The organism is Lacrimispora sp. YZC11 (genome assembly GCF_057543815.1).
This window is the reverse complement of sequence record NZ_BAAJYQ010000016.1, coordinates 552,982-572,069: the sequence shown is the minus strand read 5'-3', so window position 1 is coordinate 572,069 and position 19,088 is coordinate 552,982. Positions and strand designations below refer to the sequence as shown.

Sequence of the window (19,088 nt, the reverse complement as noted above, 5' to 3'; positions counted from 1 at the left end):
ATACTGCGCCCCTGCTCTTTTATGAAAGGACATCTAGGTGTACATATGAATAAACAGGACAGAAAAGGGATCAAGGCATTATCTGCCTTGGGTCTGATTATAACAACCATCATATGGGGCAGCGGCTTTGTTGTGATGAAAAATTCGGTGGAAGTGGTTACTCCGGCTTACTTGCTGGCTTTACGTTTTACCATTGCTTCTGTTGCGCTGGTAGCTGTATTCTGGAAGCGGGTGAAAAAAATCAGTAAATCGGATGTGATGTGCGGGGGACTTTTAGGCGTATTTTTGTTTGTCAGTTATTTTTTCCAGACCTATGGGCTTAAATATACCACTGCCAGTAAAAATGCTTTTATCACCACATTGTACGTGATCCTGGTGCCATTTCTTCATTGGTTTTATAACAGAAAAAAGCCTTCCAGAAACAATGTGGCAGCAGCAGGAATCGCAGTGCTGGGACTTGCACTGTTGTCCCTGGAGGGAGACCTTTCCGTGAATATTGGGGATTTGATGACTTTGGTATGCGGCTTTTTCTTTGCGTTTCATATTGTTTTTATTGATCGTTATACCGAAGACCATGATCCAATTATCCTGACTGTGATCCAGATGGTCATGGCCGCAATCTTAAGCTGGGCAATTGCTCCTCTTTTGGAAGGTTCCTTAGATGTAACCGTGATTGACATTTCCATGATGACCAGTTTGCTGTATCTGGGAATCTTCTGCACGATGATCTGTTTTCTTCTCCAGAATATGGGACAAAAGCATCTGACTCCCAATACTTCCTCCATTATTTTATCCTTTGAAGCTGTATTCGGCCTGATGTTTTCCGTTCTGTTTTTGGGGGAGCAGGTGACGATAAAACTGGCTGCAGGATGTGTGCTGATGTTCACCTCCGTCATCTTATCTGAATATAAAAGGAAAGGTTCCGCAAAGGCATAGTTATCAGAAAGATTTGCCAGAGATTACCGTGAAAGCGCACGACTCAATGCGCAAAACAGTCGTTCATTTTATACCTTTTTCGCTGGGTGTATAAAATTTCAACCTTGTGCATTTCAAAAATGACCAATATAATCTGAATATAACAACAGAAAACAAATGATTTTCAAGGTTGAGATTGAGGGGGATTAAAATGATGAAATGTAAGAAATGGATCAGCGCAATGATGGCAGCAGCAGTAAGTGTATCACTTTTGTCCGGCTGCGGAAGCAAAGCGAAGATTAACACACCAGATGCATCTGACACAGCACAGGCAGATGGTTCTGCCGCTGCCCAGAACGAGGTCATTCGTGTATGGTCTGACAATGCACATGAAAAAGAGCTTCGTATGGAACAGATTGCTGAATTCAATAACACTATTGGCAAGGAAAAGGGTATTACAATTGAGTATACAGTTTATGGAGCAAACTGGGAAGACACCATAAAGGTAGCTGCACAAGCGGATGAGGCTCCGGATCTTTTCAGACCAAACGGTACGTTTTTGAAAGAATTTGTGGATTCCGGTTTTTTAGTCCCAATCAGTGATTTGCCAGGCAGCGAAGATTTCCTGGCCCGCTATGATGGGGTACTTGCAGTAAACCAGCACATTTTTAACGACAAGGTTTATACACTTCCTTACAACTTAACGACTACCAAATTCATTATTAATCGTGACTTGTTTGACAAAAATGGTATCAAGGATGCACCGAAAACCTGGAATGAAGTTCGCGAATATGCAAAAATCATCACTGAGAACGGTGGTGGTGAAGAGTTTGGTTATGTTTTAGGCCTCAAATCCAACTGGATTGCAACCTCTTATATTATTCGTCCGGCAGGCCAGAATGTAGGCCATATCGGATTTGATAATGATACTCTTAAATTTGACTTCTTAGCATTGCTTCCTCAGATAGAACCGATTATCGGAATGGTAAAAGACGGAAGTGTTTTACCGGGATCAGCAGGACTAGACGCAGACCAGATGAGAGCACAGTTTGCAGAAGGCCGTATCGGTATGATTCCTGGTGTCAGCTTTGATGTTGGTGTTTATAATGATCAGTTCCCGGCAAAATGTAATTGGGAAGTTGTTGATGTACCGGCTTTTGAAGACAGTGGTTCACCTTATAAAGAATTTTCTGATGCTACCTCTTTGTTAGGTGTTGGGAAAGCTGCTTTGAAACATCCGGAAAAAGTGCTTGAAGTTTTGAAATTCTTCTATTCTGATGAATGTGCAGCACAAATGTATGAAGCGTCACTTTACATTCCGTTCCGTTCAGAAGCCATTGCGCTTGCTGCAAAAGAACCAGAGAGAAAAGGCTTTAAAGAGTTTGCAAATGTTCCTGATAAAGTTTTAATGCTTCCTATGCCAGATACTTTTATTACCGTTGAAGGTACTGCTTACCGTGACGCGTTCCTTTCCCTGCTGTCAGATACCAATGCAGACCCGGTAGCCGTGATTACGGATGTTGAGAAGAGATACAATGATGCACTTGCGTCACAGGTAGATCCTGCAGTACTGGAAACATTCCGCACACCGGCAGACAGAGATATCAAGAGGTAATCATTTCAATTTGGAGGTAGGATTGTGAAAATAGATATTGCTGCTAAGAGCGCTGATATAATCAGAGAAGCAGACGTGTTGGTTGTTGGAGGCGGGCCTGCAGGTATTGGAGCTGCTGTTTCAGCCGGACAGGCAGGACTTAAGGTATTACTTTTAGAGAAAAACGGATTTCTAGGTGGCAATATCACAGCAAGTTATGTAGAGACCTGTAATTACTTTATGAAGAATACTCCTTTTCATAGCTGTGGCGTGTATTCCAGGATGGAAGCAGGATATAGGGAGAAGTTTGGGCGTTCCCAGGATATCAGACCCAATGCTCCCCACCGGTTTAACAGTGAAAACTTAAAAATTTATCTGGATACTTTTGTACATAGTGCTGGTGTTGAAATATTATTTCATTCATTTGTGAATGATGTTGTATTAAAAAATAATCGGATTGAAGCGGTGATTATCCAGACAAAGCAGGGGCCGGTGGCTGTCAAAGCCGGTATTGTAATCGACTCAACCGGTGACGGAGATGTTGCTTATTCCGCCGGAGTTCCTTTTGAACAGGGCAGAGACACGGATCATTTGTGCCAGCCCGGAACACTAAGTTTCCGTGTGGCTGGAGTGAATGCGGCTTTACTTATGGAAAACGGCGAAGACAAGTTAGCGGAGATCGGCAGGAAATACAAACAGGATTACCGTGCAGGAAAAACAGGACTTACCTGTAAACGTCAGGATCTTCCGTTTGGAAGAATGACTGCAGGAGGCCAGATCAGCTATGTAAACTATCCTTGTGCTTATGGCATCGACCCCACCGATATCGCAGACTTATCACGCGGAGAAGAAGAATGCCGGCAATATATTTTGGAAATGGTAGAATATATGAGCAAAAATTTCGTTGGGATGGAGCACGTGGAGCTTTCTTCCATTGCCACAGAAATTTGTTTCCGTGACAGCAGGCGCTTTGTGGGACGGTATAAATTGACCATAGAGGATATGGAGTCGGACCGCTGGTTTGACGATGTGATTGCAGTATATCCGCGTTTTTATGATATGCTGGCTCCGGATGCAGAAATGGATGGCGACGGAAGTGTGGAGGGCAAAGGCTACAAGGGACATATCTATGAACCTATTGAAGGAAACCGGTCATTCCAAATTCCGTACTTTAGCCTTGTACCAGAAAAGATTGATAATCTTTTGCTGAGTGGACGCAGTATCAGCTGTGACCATGTGGCACAAAGTGGTATCCGTGCCATATCTGCTTGTATGCAGACAGGTGAGGCAGCAGGAGCAGCAGCAGGGATAGCCCTAAAATCTGGTGTTGCACCAGTTGACGTAAATATAGCTGAATTACAAAATGTACTACGCACGCAAGGCGTTATATTACCATAATTGAATGTTATTTATACTTAAATCCCCCTACAAACGCTGCCTTACTACTTATAGATGCGGGTTTATAGGGGGTTTCCCTTACTTTGTGTATAGAGAGGTGATCGTATGGTTCAACCTAAAAAAAAGAAAATTTTTTTTAAGTCAGATACCGCACAAGCGGTTATGATGATATCGCCAATGCTCGTAGGATTTATTGTTTTTACTTATCTGCCAATACTGTACATTATAAGATATTGTGTGTACAATTATGATGGTTATAATAATTTAACTTTTATTGGATTGGATAATTTTGTACGTATTTTTATGAGAGACCCGGCATATTGGGAATCCCTGCTTAACACTGTCGTTCTTTCAGCGGGAAAACTAATCATCGAAATTCCTCTGGCACTGCTTTTTGCAGTACTGTTAAACAAAGGACTAAAGGGATCCGGATTTTTCAGAGTAATGCTTTTTTTACCTACTATAATTAGTACCGCAATCATTGGTTTGATTTTTTCCCTGATGTTTTCCGCATATCGAGGAGTAATCAATACGATGCTGACGGATATCGGGTTGATTGCTGCTCCTATTGATTGGTTTGGTTCCAAGTGGTCAGCTATGGCAGTGTTAGGTATGGCATCCATATGGTGTTATCTGGGAATCAATATTATTTTCTTTTTGATGGCGCTCCAAAGCGTTCCGGCGGAACTGTATGAATGTGCAAAACTGGACGGAGCAAGTGCCTCACGCACGTTTTTCAGTATTACGATACCTATGATTGGTCCCATTTTCCGGATTGTGCTGCTCAATGCTATTATTGGAAGCTTAAAAGTAAATGATTTGGTTTTGGCATCCACCAATGGCCAGCCCGGAGGCAGAACAGAGGTAGTTATGACCTATGTCTTTAAATACTTCTTTGGTTATTCCGGACGGAGAGTGGAGGTCGGCTATGCGTCAGCGATGGCGGTAGTCACGGGAGTTTTCTTGGGAATTATCACGCTTATTTACTTAAAATCAAGCAACAAAATGACCGCAGAATAGGAGGGGAAAGACAATGAAAAATAAAAGACTATTGTCAAAAATTTTTATATATGCGTTCTTGATTGTTGCATTGGTTGTTGCGATTTTTCCTATTTTCTATACACTGATGGCCTCCGTAAAAAGTAATCAAGAGCTGCTTGCCAATCCAAGTGCCATTTTCCCGGAAAAATTTATTTTTGATAATTATGTTCAGGCCTGGCAGCTGGCAAACTTTAAACAATATACACTTAACAGTGTTCATATGGCATTCTTCATCGTTGTGGGAACCATCATTACCAGTACCATTGCAGGATATGTTTTTGAACGTGGAAAATTCAGAGGAAAAGATATGATTTTTGCATTTGTACTTTCCAGTATGTTCGTTTCACTTGGCAGCCTTACGCTTTACCCCACATTAATGATTGCGAAATTCTTTCATATGAACAAGTCTTTATGGGGGGTTATCATCATCAGAGTGCTGGGCTTAAATGTCAGCAATCTTTTTATAGCCAGAGGTTATATTGCAACGATTCCAAAAGAAGTGGATGAAGCCGCAAAAATAGATGGATGCAGTTTCTTTGGTATTTACCGGCACATCATGTTTCCGCTGTTAAAACCACTGATTGCTACGGTTGGTATTCTGGAGTTTCGAAATGCCTGGAATGATTATATGATGCCTTTAGTATTTACAATGGCAAGTCCCAAACGTATGCCACTAGTTGTAGGTGTTGTTAATTTAAAAAGCACAGGCGAGGCAGCCTCCAACTGGAATGTTATGCTTGCGGGTACCGCGATATCTATTATTCCAATGATTATCGTGTTCCTTCTCTTTAATAAAAACTTTATATCCGGACTTACGGCTGGTTCCGTAAAAGGATAATGAAATTTCGTGTGATCAGGAGGGGTATATATGGCGTTGACAATTGCATTAATGTTACTATTTTCAATACTCCTCGTGATTTTTGATCACAAAAATCAGTATAGCTTTTTGTTTGCCGGAATGGCTTCCAGCATCAGTTTGTCCATGATTACACTGCTCGTGGAGATTCAGCGTGTAGGCAATTACAATGTCAGTTCCGGTGACTTGCTTGGACGGTTGGATACTCTGATATTTATGGGAATAAGCCGTGCCATGCACTTTCCCATGACAACGCTTATGATGGTCCGGAATGTTGGCATCTTTATATTTTTCTTGATGAACTTATTGTTTGTCCGTTCGTTTGCAAAGTGTATCAGAATGAGTTCACCGGTCAGGCACAAGAGAACTGTTGTTTTAGAGGTGTTTTTAATTTCATATTGTGTTGCTTATTTTGTATTTTATCATCCTGAAGTAGGGTATCACATTTATCTTGCACAGTTTCATGCGCAGCGGGAAATGAATAAGATCTTTCCTTTATTTATAACTGCCGTACATGTTTATTTAAGAAGTCTTGCTTATCTGTATCTTGGATATCCTATTCTGTTTTTGATCGTCAATTATAGAAAAGGGTACTTTACACTGTTTTTTGAACAGTTAGTCAGTCTTCTGGTAACGATATGTGTACTGAATTTCATGTTTGGATTTTTCTTTTTTTCAGACAATATGGTATTTGATATACAAAATGTTTTGCAGACCGGTTTTTGGAGGAGTTTAAAAGCTGGTTCCGTTCCTCAGTATTACGTGGTTATTTTACCTGCGGTTTCTTTTTTCGTATTGTTAGTGATTTCCTATCTTTTAATACGTTTTCAAACTACGAACCTGCTGTCATATATGAAGGAATATTATATCAAAAAAAATCTTCAGGAATTGCATGAAAACATGAGAGATGTCATGCATTCGGAAAAAAATGTTATTTTTAATCTGAAGATTTTGGCACAGGAAGCATTGAATTCTTATGGTACGGAAGAGGGCCTTACAAAACTGAAAAGAATCTTAGAATTAAGTGAAAGCCACATCGAATCTTTGACACAGACAATCAGTAATACAAAAGATTTGAATCTAAAAACGATTAACCGCAGTTTTTTTGATGCTATTGATATGTCCCTTCAAAATTCTTCGATTTCATCCAGGATACGGATTGAAAAAAATTACCTTTGTAAACAGGCTGATTGCAACTATGATCTTTACCATATGAGCCAGGTCATAACAAATTTGCTTGAAAATGCAGCGGATGCACTGGCTGATACTAGGTCGCCAAGTATCACGCTTACGGTGGATGAAAGCCGCGACTGGGTATATTTTTCTATGACTGACAATGGATGCGGGATTCCTCGTGATAAGATCAGTAAAATCAAAAAACCGTACTTTTCTACGAAATCGAAGCAAAGCAATTGGGGTGTAGGGTTGTCCTTTGCCTTTCGGGTAGTAAAATCACATTTTGGCCACATGCGGATTCGAAGCCGGCAAAATGAATATACCATATTTGAAATTCTATTGACGAAAGGAGCGCGGTGATTACAGTGGAGAAAATTAAAGTTATGATGGTAGATGACATCGAAGATATCCGCGAATATTTTGGGTCAATTTTGGAAAAAGAACTGGACATGGAGCTTGTTGCAAAAGCCGGGAGTGGAGCTGAATCCATTGCACTTGCCAAAGAGCTGAAACCTCATGTGATTTTGATGGATATTTTGATGGAATCACCTACTGCAGGTTTGGAAGCGGCAGAGCAAATCCTGGAAGATAATCCGGATATCAAAATCATCATTCTGACCATTCAGGAAGATGACAACCTTCTGTTTCAGGCATACTGTGTAGGCGTTATGGATTATATTTTAAAAACAGATTCGGTCTCCTATATCACCGATTCGATACGAAATGTCTACCAAAATCAGTTTTTGCTTCGGCCCCATGTGGCACAGAAGATCGTCGGCGAGCTTACCAGGCTGAAGGAGCAGCAAAAGAGCCTTTTATATGTTTTTAACATAATGTCCAGTCTGACAAATAGTGAATTTGAAATCCTATGCCTTTTCTTTAATGGCAGCAACAGCCGTGATATTGCAAAGTCCCGTTTTGTAACATCAACGACCATAAAGAGCCAGATAAACAGCATTCTTCACAAGTTTAAAATGAGAAATATGAAAGAGGTTGTTCATCTTCTAAAGAAAATGAAATTTGATGATTTTATGAATGAGCATTCACTGTAGGGAACCATTCGGGCAAAAGGTTATTACGGTGATATATGATGAAATTTATGTTAGCAGAAGGGGGTAATGCTATGCAATATAACAGATTGGGAACGACCGGGCTTTGGGTTAGCAAATTATGCCTTGGAACCGCGAATTTTGGGTTGGGTGACAGCAGAGGATTTCACGATTGGGGTGTTGTTGACCAGAAAACTGCGTTTGAAATTATGGATTATGCCATGGAGCATGGTATTAACTTCTTTGATACTGCCAATGTCTATGGAGGTCTTGACACGAGAGGCCTTTCCGAAGAAATCATCGGAAAATGGTTTAAAACTGGTGGTTTACGCAGAGAGAAAACGGTGCTGGCTACGAAGGTTGGCCGCATTTTTGAACAGGATCAAACCGATGGGCCAAATAACTGTGAAGGACTTTCCATTTATAAGATCAGACGGCATTTAGAGGCATCCTTAAAACGTTTACAGACGGACAAGGTTGAGCTTTACAATATGCATAAGCACGACCCGGGCACCAGCTGGGATGAGATTTGGGAAGGTTTTGAAGGGGTGGTACGAAGAGGCAAGGTGGATTATATCGGTGCAAGCAACCACGATGCATGGGAGATTGTAAAGGCACAGTCCATTGCGAAATCACGAGGCTTTATGGGAATTGTCAGCGAGCAGCATTTGTACACGCCCTTAAACCGCCTGGCAGAACATGAAATGCTGCCAATGGCCTTGGACCAGGGGATTGGTATCACGATTTTCAGTCCGTTATTTCGAGGGATTTTGGGTATTGATATGAGAAACCCTGACAAACATCAGCGCACTGCGGAAGCAGAATTTCATTTTCAATACCTCCAAAAACAGCTTTCCGAATTTACGGACTTGTGCGTGGAAATTGGTGAGTCTCCGGCGAATGTAACCTTGGCTTGGGAATTGCGTCATCCGGCAGTCAATTCGATTATCATCGCACCAAATTCTGTAGAGGATTTGGAGGAACTGTTCCGTTCGTTGGAAATTACACTGGATGAAAGTGTGCTGCGGCGTATGGATGAAATCTTCCCGCCTTTGGAGGAATTGAATCCGTATGTACCACGTACCATCAATAGAAGGTAAAATAAATGGATCATTTGATATTTTTTGTTCCTAAGTATGAGGAACTGTTTCTTAAGGATGCTTCGTTTGAAAAACTGTCCACAGGTTTTTCCTTTTCTGAGGGACCTGTTTGGGACATCGCAAAGAACTGCTTATATTTTACGGACTTCGCCAATGATATCATTTATAAGTGGACAAAAAAGGAAGGCAGCGTACCATACCGGACAGCTGCCAACCGGCCCATAGGATTAAGCCTTAGTTATGACGGACGCATTATCTCTACGGAAAGCAGCGCTCACCGCATTGCTTACGCCGATGAGAAGAAAAGTGAACGGATTGCCGGTTTTTATCAAGGGAAATGGTTTAACAGCCCCAATGATGTTGTGGCAAAGAGCGATGGAAGCATTTGGTTTACCGATCCCTATTCCACTGCGATGGGAGCGAAAAAAGAGCTGGACATGGATGGGGTTTACCGGATATCACAAACAGGAGAGGTGACGCTGGTAACCGGGGAACTTGGAAGGCCTAATGGCCTTGCTTTTACACCGGATGAAAGCAGTTTATATGTGAATGATACAAATTTACAGCAAATATTCAAAATTGATCTGTTTGAGGATGGTTCTTTTGGTGAGTTGAAATTGTTTGTAACTCTGGATCCCTCTTATGGAGATGGTGCTCCGGATGGCATGAAGGTAGATGTTGCAGGGAATGTTTGGGTCACTGGTCCAGGTGGATTATGGGTGATCACACCGGATGGAATACCGGCTGCAGTGCTAAGAACTCCGGAATTTGCAGGAAATTTCTGTTTTGGTGGGCCGGATAACCGTGTGCTTTTTATTGCGGCATGTTCGTCACTTTATGCCTATCCAGTTGCGATTTCCGGCATTATCCCAAAGCAGAAAGGGAATGATCATGGTTAATCTGACTTATGAAAATCGTCATGGTATTGAGACGGTCATTTTAAGTAATGATTTTGTCAAAGCCGTTATTCTTGCCGGAAAAGGTGGTGATTTACTGGAATTCACCTGGAAGCCACTTAAATATAACTGCCTGTACCGCTCTGATGTGTCAATGGATGACTTTGAACATTTGAATCTTCATGAGAAGCGGCTGCTTCATCACAGTGACCATTTACTTGGCGGATGGGTAGATGCCCTTCCCCATCGTGGAATCTATCAAAATATAGAACTTAGTCAGGATAATGGCGGCATTGCGGCAACGCTTCCTTGGCACTGCGAAACGGAGAAAAACGAAAAAGAAGTGATCCGTGTCCGGCTGTGGGTTGATTTACCTGTGTTTCCAATGCATGTAGAAAAGACATTTACATTGTATGAGGATTCCAGCTCTCTTTTCATTGAGGAATCGGTTACAAACCGTGGAGAGACAGAAATGAGTTTTACTTGGACTCAGCATGCGATTTTTGATTACCCGGAAGATGCTGTTTTGGAAATTGATTCGGATCTGGCATTTAAAGCATGGGATCATATGGCAAGTCCCGGACAGCCACTTGAAGCCTATGAAGCAGACATGAAAAAGGCAGTGTTGTCTAACTCAGAGTTTGTCGTTTACAATCATCTGAAAAAAGGGGAAGCATCATTGACTAACCAAGAGAATCAATTGGAAGTGCGTTTGAATTGGGATATTAACCAGTTTCCCTATCTGCGCTCGCTTTATCAGGATGGCTTAATCGGTTTGGAACCGGGAAATGATTTGTTCTCAGGTTTTGAACATTCTCTTCAATATCATACCTATACCGTTTTAAAAGTAAAGGAAAAAATAGAAACATCGTTTGTATTAAGCTTCAACCAACGATAGCTTCAATTAATGAGGGAGGATATACCATGGATTTTCTTCAAACAAGGGGCAGAGATATCATCGATGAGCATGGTTCTGTCATATACCTGCGCGGGATTTGTATTGGCGGGTGGATGAATCTGGAAGATTTTATCAATGCCTATCCGGGAACGGAAAGTGGAATTCGAGATCATATTTCGCAGATTTTGGGAAAGAGGAAAGGTGAGCAGTTTTTTGAATTGATGAGTGATAATTTTTTTGCAGAAAAAGACATTCAATTTATCGCTCAAACAGGAGCAACCTGCGTCCGCCTGCCTTTAAATATCAGGCATTTTGAATCGGATGATAAGCCATTTGTCTACAATCAGAATGCTTATAAAAAACTGGATGCAATTTTGGATTTATGTGAAAAATACGGCGTATACGCCATTTTAGATATGCACGCTGCACCCGGATGGCAAAACTGTCACTGGCATTCTGACAATGAACGGGGTGTTTCATTATTATGGAGGCATTCCCATTTCCAGGATCGGCTGATTGGCTTTTGGCAGGAGACCGCAAGGCATTATGCAAACCGGGCAGTTGTTGCCGGATATGAACTGTTAAACGAGCCAAGCTCTGGCAATCCAAGTGGGGAGCATCCCTTTGATTTTTATCAGAACTTTCATCCGGACTGGTTTCGTATCAATGATCTTTATAAACGCACCAGTGCGGCAATCCGTGAAATCGACCCTAAGCATATGATCTTTTTGGAAGGGGATAATTACGCAAGGCTGTTTTCCGGGTTTGACGAACCATTTGATTCGAATCTGGTTTACAGCAGCCACAATTATACCAACCCTGGGTTTGGTCCCGGTAAATATCCTGGATACTATAATGGCATCTATTGGGACAAAAATCATCATAAACTGGAGCTGCAAATTCAAGAAGGCACGATTTATGCTGAAAAATATAATGTCCCATTGCTCATAGGAGAATTTGGCTCCCAGTATCACGGAACTAGTGAAGATGTGGTATACCGCCTCGATTCCATGAAGGATCAATTGGATATTTATAATGAAGCCGGACTGAACTGGACAGCCTGGACCTATAAGGATGCCGGTATTATGGGACTTGTTACTCTTAGCCCCAAGTCAGAATATATGTGTATTGTGGAGCCGGTACAGGAAATGAAGAGAAAACTGGGGGCTGAAAATTTTGTTGCCCAATACTGGGATTGCCCTGGCAGAAACCAGTCTCTCGCGCTTGCGGATTTGATTCTTACCACTTCACAAAACACAGAGCTGAATTTAAACGATACGGCATATACCTTTAATTATGCGGCCTTGACCGGATTTGCAGCTGCGATGCTTCAACCGTCGTATGCGAAGCGTTTTGCAAATGTTACATATAAAGACATAGAGCGGATTATGAGTGCCTTTCTGTTTGAAAACTGTGAGGTGAATCATGCTTATCATGAGATTCTTAAATCTGCACTTGCCAAATAAATAAAGAGATAAAAAAGGAATTATAGGAGGAACAATGCATGAAGATAGCAATGTTAGAACCACTGGCAGTAGAAGCAGCTTATCTGGAAAAATTGGCAAAGCCATTCATTGAAGCAGGCCACAGCGTTTCACTTACGACAAAATCCCTGACCCAAGAGGAGCAGCTGGAATTGGCAAAGGATGCCAATGCGATCATTATCGCCAATAGTCCCCTTTCCCCGGAACTGGTAGATGCTGCTAAGAACCTAAAAATGATTTCTGTGGCATTTACAGGTGTTGACCATGTGCCGGCTGCAAATGTAAAGGCCAAAAATATTTTGGTTTCCAATGCCCAAGGGTATGCAACGGTATCGGTTACAGAATTAGTATTTGGATCCGCCATCGCTGCACTGCGCAACATTATTCCTTGTGATGCAGCAACCCGTGAAGGAAGAACCAAGGAAGGCTTGGTGGGAACGGAGCTGTTTGGCAAGACATTTGGTATTGTGGGTTTTGGAGCCATTGGGCGTTCCGTTGGAAAAATCGCGCTAGCATTTGGGTGCAGTGTACAGGCATATGATCCGTTTTTAAAAGTGGGAGAGGTTTATGATGGGGTTCCGGCTGTTGAACTGGAAGAACTTTTAAAAACCAGTGATATTATCTCCTTACACCTTCCGCTTACAGAGGAAACTCATCATTTGATCAATAAAGAGCGTCTGGCACTGCTTAAAAAGTCTACTGTACTCATCAATCAGGCCCGGGGGCCGGTCATCGACTCCGAGGCACTTGCGACTGCACTAAATACTGGACAGATAGCAGCAGCTGTTATTGATGTATTTGACCAGGAACCGCCGATCCCTGACTCACAGCCGCTCTTGCACGCTAAAAACACGGTGCTGACACCTCACATAGGTTTTGCATCGAAAGAATCAATGATTCGCCGGGCAGATATCGCTTTTGAAAATGTACAGGCTTGGCTGGATGGGGAGCCAATTAACGTAAAACTTGGTGATTAAAATGTAAAAAACGAGGTATTTCGGAGTTGGAAAATTTTACAACTGCAAAGTACCTCGTTTTTTGTTTGCAGAAGTGAGAAATACAATTAGGAAAATATTTTCAATCGCATGGAAACACCACCTACTCTCTATAAATGTGAGAAATTTGACAAAAAAACAATAAAAAAAGCCCTGTTTTCAAGGCTTGAAGGGTTTCTGTACTTTATTCAACTGTCAAACACCCCGAACGGTTCCGCAAAGGCATAGTTATCAGAAAGATTTGCCATTCATGAATTTTAGTGTTATAATGAACAGGTTACTATCATAAGGCGGTAGGTAGATATATGTCGAAATCGTTATACATTGCAGAAAAACCAAGTGTGGCCCAGGAGTTTGCCAATGCTTTAAAGGCGAATGGAAGGCGCAGGGATGGATATATAGAATCGGATCAGGTGATCATAACCTGGTGCGTAGGGCATCTGGTAACGATGAGCTATCCGGAAAGCTATGATCCCAAATTCAAGCGGTGGAGCTTATCCACGCTTCCTTTTCTTCCCAAGGAATTTATGTACGAGGTGATTCCAAACGCTGAAAAACAATTTAAGATTGTAAGCAGTCTGCTGAACCGTCCTGATGTGGATACCATTTATGTATGCACGGACTCCGGGCGGGAAGGAGAGTACATATACCGCCTGGTGGCGCAAATGGCAGGAGTGAGGGACAAGAAACAGAAACGTGTATGGATTGATTCCCAGACAGAGGATGAGATTTTAAGAGGCATCCGGGAAGCCAAGGATGAATCCGAATACGATAATCTTTCCGCCTCAGCCTATTTAAGGGCGAAAGAAGATTATCTCATGGGAATTAATTTTTCCCGATTGCTTACACTAAGATATGGGCAGCATATTTCCAATTACTTAAAAAGTGGGAAGAATACGGTAATATCCGTCGGCCGGGTCATGACCTGTGTCATGGGGATGGTGGTGCGGAGAGAACGGGAGGTTAGGGACTTTGTTAAAACTCCGTTTTACCGTGTAATCGGAACCTTTTCCAGAGAAGATGCAGCGAACCCCGAATTGTCGGGTATGGATTTTGACGGGGAGTGGAGAAGCGCTCCTGGATCCAAATATTTCGAATCCCCGTTCCTATATAAGGAAAACGGCTTTAAGGAACGAAAATATGCAGAAGAGCTGATAAACACCCTGTCTCTCATGGATCCCATGGAAGGAACCGTTGCTTCCATAGAAAAGAAAAAGGAAACAAAGAATCCTCCCTTGCTTTACAATCTGGCTGAGCTTCAGAATGACTGTTCCAGAATGTTTAAGATCAGTCCTGATGAGACCTTAAAGCAGGTTCAGGAGCTTTATGAGAAGAAACTGGTCACTTACCCAAGAACTGATGCCAGAGTTTTATCTACGGCGGTTGCAAAGGAAATCCATAAGAACATAGCCGGGCTTAAGGGCTTTGAACCTTTGGCAGAAGCAGCGGCAGAGGTTATGGAGAAGGGCTCTTTTAAGACCATTGAAAAAACCAGGTACGTCAATGATAAACAGATAACGGACCACTATGCCATCATACCCACCGGTCAGGGACTTGCCGCGTTGAGGGGACTGTCTCCCCTGGGATTGAAGGTTTATGAAGTCATAGCAAGAAGATTTATAAGTGTCTTTTATCCCCCGGCTGTTTATCAGAAATATGCCCTGGAGCTTGTGGCGGATACAGGGAACCCCGCTGCAGATTCTGCCCTGGATCATGTGCCGGGAAAGGAACATTTTTATGCCAATTTCCGGGTCATGCTGGAAGCGGGTTATTTAAAAGTTGCAGAGGTATCCTGGGGAAAAAAGAAGCAGCAGGATCAAGGAAACGGTGAAGCGTCTTCTGAGGACAACGGACAAGAGGAGAACAACCAGGAGTCCTCTCAGAATCAAATGGATAATCCCGCATTCGTTGCCATGCTTGGCACCCTGAAAAAGGGAATGAAGCTTCCTCTTAAAAAGCTGATGATTAAAGAAGGAGAAACTTCCCCTCCCAAGCGCTATACATCCGGTTCTATGATCTTAGCCATGGAAAACGCGGGACAGCTTATAGAAGATGAAGAGCTCCGCGCCCAGATAAAGGGAAGCGGAATAGGAACCAGTGCTACCCGGGCCGAAATTTTAAAAAAGCTGTGCAATATCAAGTATCTTTCCTTGAACAGCAAGACCCAGGTAATTGTTCCCACTCTTTTGGGAGAGATGATTTTCGATGTAGTCAATGCTTCCATCAGACAGCTTCTTAATCCGGAATTAACGGCAAGCTGGGAAAAAGGGCTGACTTATGTGGCCGAGGGGTCCATAACCCCGGATGAATATATGCAGAAACTGGAGAATTTTGTTGCCGGGCGGACCGCAGGAGTTTTAAGACTCAATAATCATTACGATCTGCATGGTGTATTTGATGCCGCGGCAGCTAATTATAATAAACAAAAATAGGAGATTATAAAATGAAAAAAGAAGATATGACAAACCAGGACTTATTTGATACTTCCCATACGATAGCAAAATTATTATTTGAGCAGACCACTTATCCATGGGAAATTATCCCGAAAATCAGTGAATTCATTGTTTCTCTGGGAGAGCGCCTTCCAAAGGATGAGTATGTTCACGTGGGAAAAGCAGTATGGATCCATAAATCCATAAACCTTCCGCCAACAGCCTGTATGGGTGAGCACGTAATCATCTGCAAGGGCGCACAGATCCGTCATTGTGCATTTCTCAGAGGCAATGTCATCATAGGAGAAGGCGCTGTGATAGGAAACTCATCTGAAATTAAGAATTCCATTCTTTTTGACGGCGTACAGGTTCCCCACTATAACTATGTAGGAGATTCCATCTTAGGCTATAAGTCTCATATGGGCGCTTCTTCTCTGGCTTCCAACGTAAAATCAGATAAGTCTTTAGTTACGGTTCATGCAGAAGACGGGGATATTGAGACCGGGCTTAAGAAATTCGGTGCGGTCATAGGCGATTTCACTGAAGTTGGCTGCGGTGCAGTCTTGAATCCAGGAACCGTGATCGGACCGAAATCCAATATTTATCCTCTTTCATGCGTCAGAGGCTGTGTAGACGCTAACTCCATCTATAAGAACCAGGGAGAAATCGTAGAAAGAAAAATGATTGAGGAATAAGGAACAGTACAATGGATAAACAACACACTGCGGCGAAGAACGGAACCTTTGGTTCGCGGATCGGGTTTATTCTCGCCTCTGTCGGCTCTGCGGTAGGTATGGGAAACATCTGGATGTTTCCCTACCGCCTGGGGCAGTATGGAGGAGCCGCTTTTTTACTGGTATATTTTGGCTTTGTGTTTTTGTTTGGTATGGTCGGTCTTTCCGGCGAGTTTGCCTTTGGAAGGCTGACTGGGACAGGCCCAATTGGTTCCTATGACTATGCCATGAAGACCAGGGGGAAAAAGGGAGGCGCTTTTATTGGAGCAATTCCCTTGATTGGCTCTTTTGGCATTGCCATTGGCTATGCCATCATTGTAGGCTGGGTTCTTAAGTATCTGTTCGGTTCCCTGACCGGCGTGATGATGACCTCGGATACAACGGAGTACTTTTCCGGCATGACAGGAAAATTCGGCAGCGTGCCATGGCATTTCCTTGTGGTGGTCCTTACTGTGGCAGTGTTGGCAGGAGGAGTTTTAAAGGGCATTGAAAAAGTGAATGCAATCATGATGCCAACTTTTTTTATCCTGTTTGCGATCATTGCGGTCCGGGTCTTTTTTCTTCCAGGTGCTCTGGCAGGCTATGAATACCTGCTGGTTCCCAGATGGGAGTACTTATTGAAGCCGGAAACCTGGGTGATGGCCATGGGCCAGGCATTCTTTTCCTTATCCATTACAGGTTCCGGGATGGTCATTTACGGAAGCTACTTAGATAAAAAGGAGGATATTCCCAAAGCAGCCATCACCACCGCATTACTTGATACAGTTGCGGCACTGTTGGCTGGTTTTGCCATCATTCCGGCGGTATTTGCTTTCCAGATGGACCCTGCAAGCGGTCCGCCTCTCATGTTCATCACAGTACCAAAGGTCTTTTCCATGATTCCGGCAGGAAGATGGGTGGCAGTGCTGTTTTTCCTTTCCGTATTATTTGCCGGCGTAACTTCTCTGGTAAACATGCTTGAGGTGTGCTCAGAGGCTGTCCAGACCCACTTGCATTTACCCCGCAAAAAGGCTATTTTTTTGGTGGGGGCCGCAGTATTTATCCCCGGGCTTTTCATAGAATATGAGCCGTATATGGGATTCTTTATGGATCTGATTACAATATACGTAGTTCCTTTTGGCGCTGTTTTATGCTCAATCATGATTTACTGGGTTTTAAAGGATGGAAAGATCATGGAAGAATTAAACAGGGGACGGAAGAAGCCTTTAGGGGCAGCTTATCTTTTTACTGCAAAATACATCTATGTTTTTCTTGCGGCGTTAGTGTTCGCGCTCAGCATTCTATATAAAGGCATCGGATAAAATATAATCAAAAAGAAACGCGCTTTGAAGCGGCATTATATGCCGGATCAAGGCGCGTCTTTATGTGGTCCTTTGCTGTCTGCTATTTTGTACCGAAGATTCTATCTCCTGCATCTCCCAGGCCAGGGCAGATATAGGCGTTATCATTTAACTGGCGGTCCAGATGTCCGATGTAGATCTGTATGTCCGGATGTGCCTCGCGGAGTCTCTTTAAGCCTTCCGGAGCAGCGATAATAGCCATGAATTTGATGTTTCTTCCGCCATGCTGTTTGATGAAATCCACAGCGGCTGCTGCGGAACCGCCGGTTGCCAGCATGGGATCAGTCACAACAATGGTTCTCTGCTCGATCGGGCTTGGCAGCTTACAGTAGTATTCGTGAGGCTCATGGGTAACTTCATCCCGGTACAGGCCGATATGACCTACTTTTGCGGAGGGAACCAAAGCCAGGATTCCGTTGACCATGCCCAGTCCTGCACGAAGGATAGGAACGACAGCCATTTTTTTACCGGCAATCATAGGAGTCATGCAGGTCTCAATGGGAGTTTCCACCTCTACATCCTGTAAGGGGAGATCTCTTAAGGCCTCAAATCCCATCAGCATTGCGATTTCTTCGATGAGAGCACGGAACTCATTGGTGCCTGTCCTCTTATCTCTTAAAATAGAGATCTTGTGCTGAATAAGCGGGTGAGTAAAAACGGTTACATTTTCCATTGAAAAGTCCATAATTGTTTTAAATCCTTTCTTTATTCTCTTAGAGTATCAGGGTTTCCGGTAATGTGAGGTTCATGAGAACAACGATTATGACTGCAAGAAACGGACCTAAGATGTTTCTTGCAATAGAGTCTGCTTCAACATTAAGTTCCCCAAGCTGTGCGAATCCAAGTTCGAATATCAGAATCAGATCAACGATGGCCCCCAGGCCCAACTTAGGAACTAACGTAAATGTCACTCCATTTAAATGCTGTAAGCAATCAGGGCGAAAATAATTCCACCCTGTGCTAAAAGTGAGTTTCCTGGGATCACGGTTCCTTCCGGCCGGATAACTGCGGTGGCAGCGGCCAGAAAAACGAAGGAGGAACCAGGAAATACAGGAACCTTAAATTTAGTACAGCAGTGGAATATTAAGTTGCCGGCACCTGCGGAAAATAATGCCAGCGATGGATTGTGACCTGTCAGTAAGGGTATGCACGGTTGCACCGAAGGTGGTGAACTGATGTT

The 19,088-nt window shown here is 42.9% G+C and carries 16 protein-coding genes; 15 read left to right on the top strand and 1 reads right to left on the bottom strand.

The features are described 5' to 3' along the window. Positions 1-45 precede the first annotated feature (45 nt). The 15 genes from AC27IJ_RS17965 to AC27IJ_RS17895 all read left to right on the top strand — a co-directional run bounded on the left by AC27IJ_RS17965 (position 46) and on the right by AC27IJ_RS17895 (position 17,869). On the top strand, positions 46-936 hold the full coding sequence (locus AC27IJ_RS17965; RefSeq protein ID WP_487150041.1) for a DMT family transporter: 891 nt from the start codon (positions 46-48) through the stop codon (positions 934-936). Positions 937-1,126: 190 nt separating this feature from the next. Further along, positions 1,127-2,530, top strand: a complete 1,404-nt coding sequence (locus tag AC27IJ_RS17960; RefSeq protein ID WP_487150039.1) for an ABC transporter substrate-binding protein — start codon at positions 1,127-1,129, stop codon at positions 2,528-2,530. Positions 2,531-2,554: 24 nt separating this feature from the next. After that, positions 2,555-3,907 (top strand): FAD-dependent oxidoreductase, encoded by a 1,353-nt coding sequence (locus AC27IJ_RS17955; protein ID WP_312444181.1) that lies wholly within the window; start codon positions 2,555-2,557, stop codon positions 3,905-3,907. Between the two features lie 105 nt (positions 3,908-4,012). Next, complete coding sequence (locus AC27IJ_RS17950) at positions 4,013-4,927, top strand: carbohydrate ABC transporter permease (RefSeq protein WP_312444180.1); 915 nt, start codon at positions 4,013-4,015, stop codon at positions 4,925-4,927. A gap of 13 nt (positions 4,928-4,940) precedes the next feature. Next, positions 4,941-5,786, top strand: coding sequence for a carbohydrate ABC transporter permease (locus AC27IJ_RS17945; protein ID WP_312444178.1), 846 nt, complete (start codon positions 4,941-4,943; stop codon positions 5,784-5,786). Between the two features lie 30 nt (positions 5,787-5,816). Beyond that, positions 5,817-7,340, top strand: coding sequence for a sensor histidine kinase (locus AC27IJ_RS17940; RefSeq protein WP_487150036.1), 1,524 nt, complete (start codon positions 5,817-5,819; stop codon positions 7,338-7,340). Positions 7,341-7,345: 5 nt separating this feature from the next. Then, positions 7,346-8,032, top strand: a complete 687-nt coding sequence (locus AC27IJ_RS17935) for a response regulator (RefSeq protein WP_312444173.1) — start codon at positions 7,346-7,348, stop codon at positions 8,030-8,032. A 71-nt stretch (positions 8,033-8,103) separates the two neighbouring features. Further along, positions 8,104-9,129 carry an aldo/keto reductase gene (locus tag AC27IJ_RS17930; protein ID WP_312444170.1) on the top strand — a complete coding sequence of 342 codons (1,026 nt, stop codon included), beginning with the start codon at positions 8,104-8,106 and terminating at the stop codon, positions 9,127-9,129. Between the two features lie 5 nt (positions 9,130-9,134). Continuing rightward, the gene (locus AC27IJ_RS17925; RefSeq protein WP_312444167.1) at positions 9,135-10,028 is read left to right on the top strand and encodes an SMP-30/gluconolactonase/LRE family protein; all 894 of its coding nucleotides are present in this window, start codon (positions 9,135-9,137) and stop codon (positions 10,026-10,028) included. Further along, positions 10,015-10,923: an aldose epimerase family protein gene (locus tag AC27IJ_RS17920; protein ID WP_312444165.1), complete on the top strand. Its 909-nt coding sequence runs from the start codon at positions 10,015-10,017 to the stop codon at positions 10,921-10,923. The genes AC27IJ_RS17925 and AC27IJ_RS17920 overlap by 14 nt, the downstream gene beginning before the upstream one ends. A 26-nt stretch (positions 10,924-10,949) precedes the next feature. Beyond that, positions 10,950-12,389, top strand: coding sequence for a cellulase family glycosylhydrolase (locus AC27IJ_RS17915; protein ID WP_312444162.1), 1,440 nt, complete (start codon positions 10,950-10,952; stop codon positions 12,387-12,389). Positions 12,390-12,427: 38 nt separating this feature from the next. Continuing rightward, entirely contained in the window at positions 12,428-13,384 is a 957-nt protein-coding gene (locus tag AC27IJ_RS17910; protein ID WP_312444159.1) for an NAD(P)-dependent oxidoreductase, read from the top strand. Positions 13,385-13,707: 323 nt separating this feature from the next. Then, positions 13,708-15,834 (top strand): DNA topoisomerase, encoded by a 2,127-nt coding sequence (locus AC27IJ_RS17905; protein ID WP_487150032.1) that lies wholly within the window; start codon positions 13,708-13,710, stop codon positions 15,832-15,834. 11 nt (positions 15,835-15,845) lie between these two features. Further along, complete coding sequence (locus AC27IJ_RS17900) at positions 15,846-16,529, top strand: LbetaH domain-containing protein (protein WP_312444152.1); 684 nt, start codon at positions 15,846-15,848, stop codon at positions 16,527-16,529. Between the two features lie 11 nt (positions 16,530-16,540). Continuing rightward, on the top strand, positions 16,541-17,869 hold the full coding sequence (locus tag AC27IJ_RS17895; RefSeq protein ID WP_487150030.1) for a sodium-dependent transporter: 1,329 nt from the start codon (positions 16,541-16,543) through the stop codon (positions 17,867-17,869). An 82-nt stretch (positions 17,870-17,951) separates the two neighbouring features. On the opposite strand, the gene upp is transcribed toward AC27IJ_RS17895, so the two are convergent. Then, entirely contained in the window at positions 17,952-18,581 is a 630-nt protein-coding gene (gene upp / locus AC27IJ_RS17890; protein WP_312444375.1) for a uracil phosphoribosyltransferase, read from the bottom strand. Between the last annotated feature and the right edge of the window lie 507 nt (positions 18,582-19,088).

What these genes read in the sequence shown, in the direction of transcription:
- AC27IJ_RS17965 (WP_487150041.1), top strand. Translation starts at nt 46, where the DNA reads ATGAATAAACAGGACAGAAAAGGGATCAAGGCATTATCTGCCTTGGGT.
- AC27IJ_RS17960 (WP_487150039.1), top strand. Translation starts at nt 1,127, where the DNA reads ATGATGAAATGTAAGAAATGGATCAGCGCAATGATGGCAGCAGCAGTA.
- AC27IJ_RS17950 (WP_312444180.1), top strand. Translation starts at nt 4,013, where the DNA reads ATGGTTCAACCTAAAAAAAAGAAAATTTTTTTTAAGTCAGATACCGCA.
- AC27IJ_RS17945 (WP_312444178.1), top strand. Translation starts at nt 4,941, where the DNA reads ATGAAAAATAAAAGACTATTGTCAAAAATTTTTATATATGCGTTCTTG.
- AC27IJ_RS17940 (WP_487150036.1), top strand. Translation starts at nt 5,817, where the DNA reads ATGGCGTTGACAATTGCATTAATGTTACTATTTTCAATACTCCTCGTG.
- AC27IJ_RS17930 (WP_312444170.1), top strand. Translation starts at nt 8,104, where the DNA reads ATGCAATATAACAGATTGGGAACGACCGGGCTTTGGGTTAGCAAATTA.
- AC27IJ_RS17925 (WP_312444167.1), top strand. Translation starts at nt 9,135, where the DNA reads ATGGATCATTTGATATTTTTTGTTCCTAAGTATGAGGAACTGTTTCTT.
- AC27IJ_RS17920 (WP_312444165.1), top strand. Translation starts at nt 10,015, where the DNA reads ATGATCATGGTTAATCTGACTTATGAAAATCGTCATGGTATTGAGACG.
- AC27IJ_RS17915 (WP_312444162.1), top strand. Translation starts at nt 10,950, where the DNA reads ATGGATTTTCTTCAAACAAGGGGCAGAGATATCATCGATGAGCATGGT.
- AC27IJ_RS17910 (WP_312444159.1), top strand. Translation starts at nt 12,428, where the DNA reads ATGAAGATAGCAATGTTAGAACCACTGGCAGTAGAAGCAGCTTATCTG.
- AC27IJ_RS17905 (WP_487150032.1), top strand. Translation starts at nt 13,708, where the DNA reads ATGTCGAAATCGTTATACATTGCAGAAAAACCAAGTGTGGCCCAGGAG.
- AC27IJ_RS17900 (WP_312444152.1), top strand. Translation starts at nt 15,846, where the DNA reads ATGAAAAAAGAAGATATGACAAACCAGGACTTATTTGATACTTCCCAT.
- AC27IJ_RS17895 (WP_487150030.1), top strand. Translation starts at nt 16,541, where the DNA reads ATGGATAAACAACACACTGCGGCGAAGAACGGAACCTTTGGTTCGCGG.
- upp (WP_312444375.1), bottom strand. Translation starts at nt 18,581, where the DNA reads ATGGAAAATGTAACCGTTTTTACTCACCCGCTTATTCAGCACAAGATC.